We start from the raw sequence: 6,500 nt of genomic DNA, 5'->3' as shown, positions 1-6,500 counted from the left end.
GGCGGGAGGGGCCGCGGTGAGGCTGGGGATCACGTTCGCCGCGATGGCGGCGACACTGGCGGCGGTGCCGCTGCTGCACACGCTGTTCGACGGCGCGGGGTGGTGGCGGCCGGCTGTGCTCGCCGTCGTGGCGGTCGCGGTGGCCGGAGCCGCGGCCCGGGCTGCCCGGCTGCCCGGCTGGGCGGTTCCCGCCGTGCAGGCGGCGGCCGCACTGTGCCTGCTGACCGCGCTGCTGGCCCCGCCCGGCACCGCATGGCTGGGGTTCGTCCCGTCGCCGGCCGCCCTGGCGGCCCTGCGCGGTCTGGCCGGCGAGGGGTGGGGGGCGATCCTCGCCAACCCGACGCCGGTACCGACCGGGGCCGGGCTCATGCTGGTGGTCGCGCTCTGCCTCACGCTGCTCGCCCTCCTCGTCGACCTGCTCGCCGTGACGCTGTACGCCGCGGCGCTGACGGGTCCGGTGCTGCTGGCCGTGCTGTTCGTGCCGCTGACCGTGGACCAGGGCGGTGTCGGGTGGCGGGCGTTCGCCTGCGCCGCCGGCGGCTACCTGCTGCTGCTCGCCGTCGACGGCTGGGAGCGGATCGCGCCCTGGGGCACCGCCGACCCGGTCGGGACGCCGCGCTGGTCCCGGGCCGGGCTGCGGGCGCGGCTCGCGGCGCTGGGGGGCGGCGCCCGGCACCTCGGCGGCGGCGCCGGCATCGCCGCCGCCGCGCTGGCCGTCGCGCTGCTGCTTCCCCACGCCGTCCCCGGCCTCACCGAGGGCGCGGTGTACGCGCTGGCGGGCGGCCAGCGGAGCGGCGCCCAGACGGTCATCACCACGCACCCGCTGGTGTCGCTGCGGCGCGACCTCACCTCGCCCACGGACCGCCAGGTGCTGGAGTACCGCACGTCGGCGGCCCGACCGGAGTACCTGCGCGTGCATGTGCTGGACGTCTTCGACGGCCAGAGCTGGACCATGTCGGCGGTGCAGGCGGCCCGCCGCAACCGGGTGGCGGACGGGGACCTCCCCGAGCCGCCGGGTGTGGACGAGGACGGCGGCGGCACCACCGCGGTCACCACGGAGGTCGCGGTCCCCGGCACCGCGGCGCGGTTCGACTTCCTGCCGCTGCCCTATGCGGCACGCCGGGTGGAGGTCGCCGGGGAGTGGTACGTGGACCCCGCCACGCTGATGGTGTTCTCCACCCAGGGCGAGGCCGCCGGCCTGACCTACCGGGTGCGCAGCGCGGTGCCCGACCCCGACCCCGCCGAACTGGGCGCGGCGCGCTTCAGCACCGTCTCGACGGTGGACCGCGGCTACCTGGAGGTGCCCGACTCGGTCGACCCGCGTGTCGGTGAGCTCACGCGGTCGATCGTCAGCGGCGCGGCCACCCCGCACGCGCGGGCGGTGGCGCTGCAGGAGTGGTTCACCGGCGGCCGGTTCGCCTACAGCCTCCGCCCGCCCGCGGTCCCCGAGGGGGTCGACCCGCTGGTGGACTTCCTGTTCGACAGCCGGATCGGCTACTGCGAGCAGTTCGCCGCCGCCATGGCGCTGATGGCCCGGCAGGCCGGGGTGCCGGCACGGGTCGCGGTGGGCTACACGTCCGGCACCCGCACCGCCGATGGCCGCTGGGTGGTGACCGAGCGGAACGCGCACGCGTGGCCGGAGCTCTACTTCGAGGGCGCGGGCTGGCTGCGCTTCGAGCCGACACCTGCCACCGCCGCCGGCCAGCCGAGCGCCACCACGCCCGCCTACGCGGTCCCGGCCGATCCCGGGGCCGCGGCCGACGAGGGCGGGACCGAGGAGGAGCGCCGGCCCGAGGCGGAGCCGGAGCCGTCCGCGGCGGCCGAGCCGGGCCCGGAGGACGCCGCCACGGCCGAGCCCGCCGAGCCCGCCACCGGCGGTGCCACCGGGTCCGGGGCTGGCTGGTGGGTGCTCGTGGCCGTGGCGGCGCTGCTGCCGGTGCTGCTCGCCGCCCCGGCGCTCGCCCGGCTGGCCCGGAGCCGGCTGCGGTGGGCGCGCGCCGGCACCCCGTCCGCCCGGGCCCGGGCGGCCTGGCGCGAGCTGCGCGCCGACGTCCTGGACTCCCGGCTGGGCTGGGACCCGGCCGAGACCCCCCGCGCGGCCGCCCGCCGGCTGGCCGCCCAGGTAGGCCTGGCCGACCCCGCCCGCGCGGCGCTGCTCCGGATCGCGAGCGCCGAGGAGAGCGCCCGCTACGCCCCCGTGCCGGAGGTGCCGGAGGACCTGGCGGCCGACAGCGCCGCGGTGCGGGCCGCGCTGGTCGCCGCCCGGAGCCGCCGCGTCCGGCTGCGCGCGCTGCTGCTGCCGGTCCTGCGCTGACCCCGCCGCCCCCAGCGCCCGGGCACCGGGGGCCGGCGCCCGCCGAACCCGGCCGGACACGCCGGGCGGGCGCCCGCCCGGCTGCTGCCGGGGCGGACGCCCGTCCGGTGGAGACTCCGATCCCGTGGGGCCGGGATCCTTGAAGCGGCGTACGCGCCGCTACGCGCTACTGGTCGCCCTCCTGCCGACGGCGCCACCGCTCCTCGAAGCGGTCCATCATGCCCGGGCGCTGCTGCCGCCGCTGCCGCGGCTGCGGGGTGCCGGCGGTCTCGCCCGGGCTGCTGCCCGCGACCCGCCGCCATCCGGAGAGACCCCACAGCGTGCAGGCCAGCATGACGATGAAGCCGATCGCCCCGACTGCGGGGGCCTTGGCGATGACGCCTCCCATGAGGAGGCACACGCCGAGCACGAAGCCGATCGACGCCTTGATGATCCAGCGCTTGTAGTGGACCTGCGGGTTCGTCTGACGTACGGTGTTGGCGAACTTCGGGTCCTCGGCATACAGCGCCCGCTCGATCTGTTCGAGCATGCGCTGCTCGTGTTCAGAGAGCGGCACGGCGCCTCCCAATGACAGTCCCCGAGTGGGGCGACGGGTACTGAGCAACAATCTGACGGCCACTGATATGCCCAGAATACGTTGCCTTAGCGCTCGGTGAAAAGAAAAGATGCGCGACCGGGTGACCCACATGGGTCACACTACCCTCACCGTCTGCCCGAACCACCGGCTCCCTCGTTCCCTCTCTTCCGCCGTCGAGCAGCGGAAATCGGCGTGGGGATGCGTCCCATCCCACCCGTTGGAAACGAGCGGCGAGGGACGAAAGTGCCTAATCATACGTCAGCATCATCACGATTCACCAATGCGGCGGGCAGAATCGCTCCGGCGCCGAATCGGCGGGCGACCTGGTCCATGACCCGCTCGGCCTCGCGCCAGCCGGTCTCCGGCTCGTCCAGCGTCGGCTGGCGGGGCGCGGTGGCGGCGTCCGCGATCCCCTCCACCCGCACCCCCACGAGGCGCAGCCGCACCCGTTCCAGCCCGGCCGCGGCGTACAGCTCCCGCGCCACCGCGTTGATCTCGCGGGCCACGTCGGTGTGCTCCCCCAGCGTCCGGGACCGGGTGATGGTGGTGAAGTCCGCGCGGCGCAGTTTGACCACGACGGTGCGCCCCACCTGCCCGCTGGCGCGCAGCCGGCGCGCGACCTTCTCCGACAGCCGCAGGATCTCCCGGTGGATGACCTCGACGTCGTCCACGTCGCGGGGGAAGGTCTCCTCGGCGCCGACGCTCTTGTCGGGGGTGGCGGTGGCCACCTGCCGGTCGTCGCGCCCCCAGGCGAGTTCGGCGAGCCGGCCGCCGAGCGCGTGCCCCAGCTCGTGCCGGAGCGTCTCCGGCGACACCCCCGCGACGTCGCCCACGGTGCGCAGGCCGAGCCGGGTGAGGCTCTGCTCCGCCTTCTCCCCCACCCCCCACAGCGCGCCGACCGGAAGCGGGTGCAGGAACGCCGTGACGTGCTCGGTGGGGACGAGCAGCAGGCCGTCCGGCTTGCAGTGGGTGGACGCCAGCTTGGCGACGAACTTGGTGGCCGCGACCCCCACCGAGCAGGTGAGCTGCTGCTCCTGGCGGACGCGGTGCCGGATCAGCTCGGCGATGCGCACCGGGCTGCCGAGCCGGCGCTGGGCTCCGGAGACGTCGAGGAACGCCTCGTCCGTCGAGAGCTTCTCCACCTCGGGGGTGACGGACCGCAGGATGTCCATGACGGCCTCGGAGGCGCGGCGGTAGGCCGCCCCGTCCGGCGGGAAGACGACGGCGTCGGGGCACAGCCGCAGCGCGCGCACCATGGGCATGGCGGAGTGCACGCCGAAGCCGCGGGCGAGGTAGTTCGCGGAGGAGACCACACCGCGGGCGCCGGTACCCCCGACGATCACCGGCCGGCCGCGGGTCTCGGGGTGCCGGAGCTGCTCGACGCTGGCGAAGAACGCGTCCATGTCGATGTGCAGGATGTGGCAGTCGGCGTCGGCGGCGGCCGCGGCGGCCAGCGGCCTGATGCCGTCCGGCCCGACCACTCCGCGCAGCGCCGCTCCGCGCTCCAGCTGGCGTCGGCTCATGTGACCAGTGTGCGGCCTGGGACGGGGTCGGCGCCAATCCGGCCCCGGGTACGGCCCGGGCCGTACCCCCGCGCGCACGGTGCTGGACGGCGGCGTTCCTGAGCGCGCCCGCCGCGGTGCTCGGCCGGCCCCGGCTCCTAGCGGGCGGGACGCCGGGCGAGCACGTGCAGCTGGGTGGCGATGCCGGACAGCTCCGGGTGCGCCGACGCGGCCTGCTCCAGCTCCAGGAGGGCGCGGCCGGCCTGCGGATCGCCCTCGAAGACCCGTCCGGGCAGCAGGTCGGAGAAGACGCGGACCCCGCGCACCTCGGTCTCGGGCAGGCCGGCCAGTGCGGCGAGCTCCACGAGCTGCCGCTCGGTGAACCTGCGGGGCATCGGGTCGGCCTCCCCCCACCGGCCGTCCGCGGACTCCAGGAGGCGCTGCGCCTCTTGGAGGTGCCCGGCCAGGGCGCGGTGCAGGATGCCGGCCACCGCGTTGGCGGCGAGCAGGCTGACCGCGCCGCCGGGGCGGGTGATCCCGACGACGTCCACCAGGGCGGCCAGCGGGTCCTCGACGTACTCCAGCACGTTGTGCACCAGGACGAGGTCCGCGTGCCCGGCGGGAACCAGGTCGGCGAGGTCGCCGGTCTCGCCCTGCAGCGCCCGCACCCGCACGCCCGCCTCGGCGGCCCGGCGCTCCAGCGCGGCCAGCGAGTCGGGGCTGGGCTCCACGACGGTGACGTGGTGCCCGAGCTCGGCGAGCGGGACGGCGGAGCCGCCGGTACCGCCGCCGGCGTCCACGATCTCCAGCGGTCCGCCGGACTCGGAGCCGAGCCCGGCCAGGACGTCGCGGAGGACGTTCCACACCACGGCCGTGCGCGCCGTGGTCGCGGCCCGGTGCGGGCCGGTGGCGAACGTGCCGCCCGAGGGCACGCCGGGGTTGTCGGTCACGCGGTTCCTTCCCATCCGCCCGCACACCCGGGGGCGGCACCCGGCGGGCGCCGCGCCTCGGGGGTCGGCGGCCCGCCCCTACAGGGTGAGCTTCGCCTTGTTCTCCATGAGCCGCGAGAGCAGGCCGTTGACGAACGTGGGCGACTCGTCGGTGGACAGCTCCTTGGCCACCGCGACGGCCTCGGCGATCGCGACCCCGTCGGGGATGTCGTCCGCCCAGAGCAGCTCGTAGGCGCCCATCCGCAGGATGTTGCGGTCGACCACGGGCATCCGCTCCAGGGTCCACCCGATGGCGTACTCGTTCAGCAGTTCGTCGATGCGCCGGCGCCGCTCGTCGACGGCCGCCGCCAGCTGCTCGGTGAACTCGTTGATCGGCGGCTCGGTCTGCGCCCGGCGCCGTTCGATCACCGCGGGCACCGGGACGCCGCGCACCTCGGCCTCGTAGAGCACCTCGACCGCGCGTCTGCGGGCCTTGCGTCGCGCGCCGCTCATCGGTCTCCTGCCCCGGGTCCCGTGGTGGACGAGTGCGTCGGCATCAGTTGACGCGGCCGAGGTAATCGCCGGTGCGGGTGTCGACCTTGACGCGCTCGCCGGTGGTGATGAACAGCGGGACCTGGATGACGGCACCGGTCTCCAGCGTGGCCGGCTTGGTGCCGCCGGTGGACCGGTCGCCCTGCAGGCCCGGCTCGGTCTCCTTGATGAGGAGTTCGACGGCGGCGGGCAGCTCGATGTAGAGCGGGTTGCCCTCGTTCACCGCGACGGTGGCGGTGTTGTTCTCCAGCAGGTAGTCGGCGTTCTTGCCGACGACCTCGCGCGAGACGTGGAGCTGGTCGTAGGTCTGGGTGTCCATGAAGACGTAGGAGTCGGCCTCGGCGTAGAGGTACTGCATCTCGCGGCGGTCGACGTTGGCCACCTCGACCTTGACGCCCGCGTTGAAGGTCTTGTCGACCACCTTGCCGGAGGTGACGTTCTTCAGCTTGGTGCGGACGAACGCACCTCCCTTGCCGGGCTTGACGTGCTGGAACTCGACGACGCTCCAGAGCTCGCCACCGTCGAGTTTCAGGGTGATGCCGTTCTTGAGGTCGTTCGTCGTGGCCACTTCGGTCGTCTCTCCCAGCGGTCGGGCAGGATCGGTGATCGTCTCAGCCGCGGTCGCG

At 75.1% G+C, this 6,500-nt stretch carries 6 protein-coding genes; 1 reads left to right on the top strand and 5 read right to left on the bottom strand.

The features are described 5' to 3' along the window. On the top strand, window positions 1-2,314 hold a 2,314-nt coding region (locus DEF28_RS03260; RefSeq protein WP_233515065.1), incomplete at its 5' end, for a DUF3488 and transglutaminase-like domain-containing protein. A gap of 166 nt (window positions 2,315-2,480) precedes the next feature. Here the strand turns inward: DEF28_RS03260 and DEF28_RS03255 are convergent. From DEF28_RS03255 to efp, 5 genes are all read right to left on the bottom strand, one after another. Further along, the gene (locus DEF28_RS03255; protein WP_114396409.1) at window positions 2,481-2,870 is read right to left on the bottom strand and encodes a DUF3040 domain-containing protein; all 390 of its coding nucleotides are present in this window, start codon (window positions 2,868-2,870) and stop codon (window positions 2,481-2,483) included. Between the two features lie 272 nt (window positions 2,871-3,142). Beyond that, window positions 3,143-4,414: a DNA polymerase IV gene (locus tag DEF28_RS03250; protein ID WP_181874208.1), complete on the bottom strand. Its 1,272-nt coding sequence runs from the start codon at window positions 4,412-4,414 to the stop codon at window positions 3,143-3,145. Between the two features lie 137 nt (window positions 4,415-4,551). Then, window positions 4,552-5,343 (bottom strand): methyltransferase domain-containing protein, encoded by a 792-nt coding sequence (locus DEF28_RS03245; RefSeq protein WP_233515064.1) that lies wholly within the window; start codon window positions 5,341-5,343, stop codon window positions 4,552-4,554. 78 nt (window positions 5,344-5,421) lie between these two features. After that, window positions 5,422-5,835 (bottom strand): transcription antitermination factor NusB, encoded by a 414-nt coding sequence (nusB, locus tag DEF28_RS03240; RefSeq protein ID WP_114396406.1) that lies wholly within the window; start codon window positions 5,833-5,835, stop codon window positions 5,422-5,424. A 43-nt stretch (window positions 5,836-5,878) separates the two neighbouring features. Continuing rightward, window positions 5,879-6,442 carry an elongation factor P gene (gene efp / locus DEF28_RS03235; protein ID WP_114396447.1) on the bottom strand — a complete coding sequence of 188 codons (564 nt, stop codon included), beginning with the start codon at window positions 6,440-6,442 and terminating at the stop codon, window positions 5,879-5,881. Window positions 6,443-6,500: the final 58 nt, after the last annotated feature.

The organism is Marinitenerispora sediminis, assembly GCF_003336425.1.
Lineage (GTDB): Bacteria > Actinomycetota > Actinomycetes > Streptosporangiales > Streptosporangiaceae > Marinitenerispora > Marinitenerispora sediminis.
Note: the sequence above shows the minus strand (reverse complement) of the source record. Positions and strands in the feature narration are given on the sequence as shown.

Excerpts from the sequence above, each read along its gene's own strand:
- DEF28_RS03250 (WP_181874208.1), bottom strand. The coding sequence starts at position 4,414 with ATGAGCCGACGCCAGCTGGAGCGCGGAGCGGCGCTGCGCGGAGTGGTC.
- nusB (WP_114396406.1), bottom strand. The coding sequence starts at position 5,835 with ATGAGCGGCGCGCGACGCAAGGCCCGCAGACGCGCGGTCGAGGTGCTC.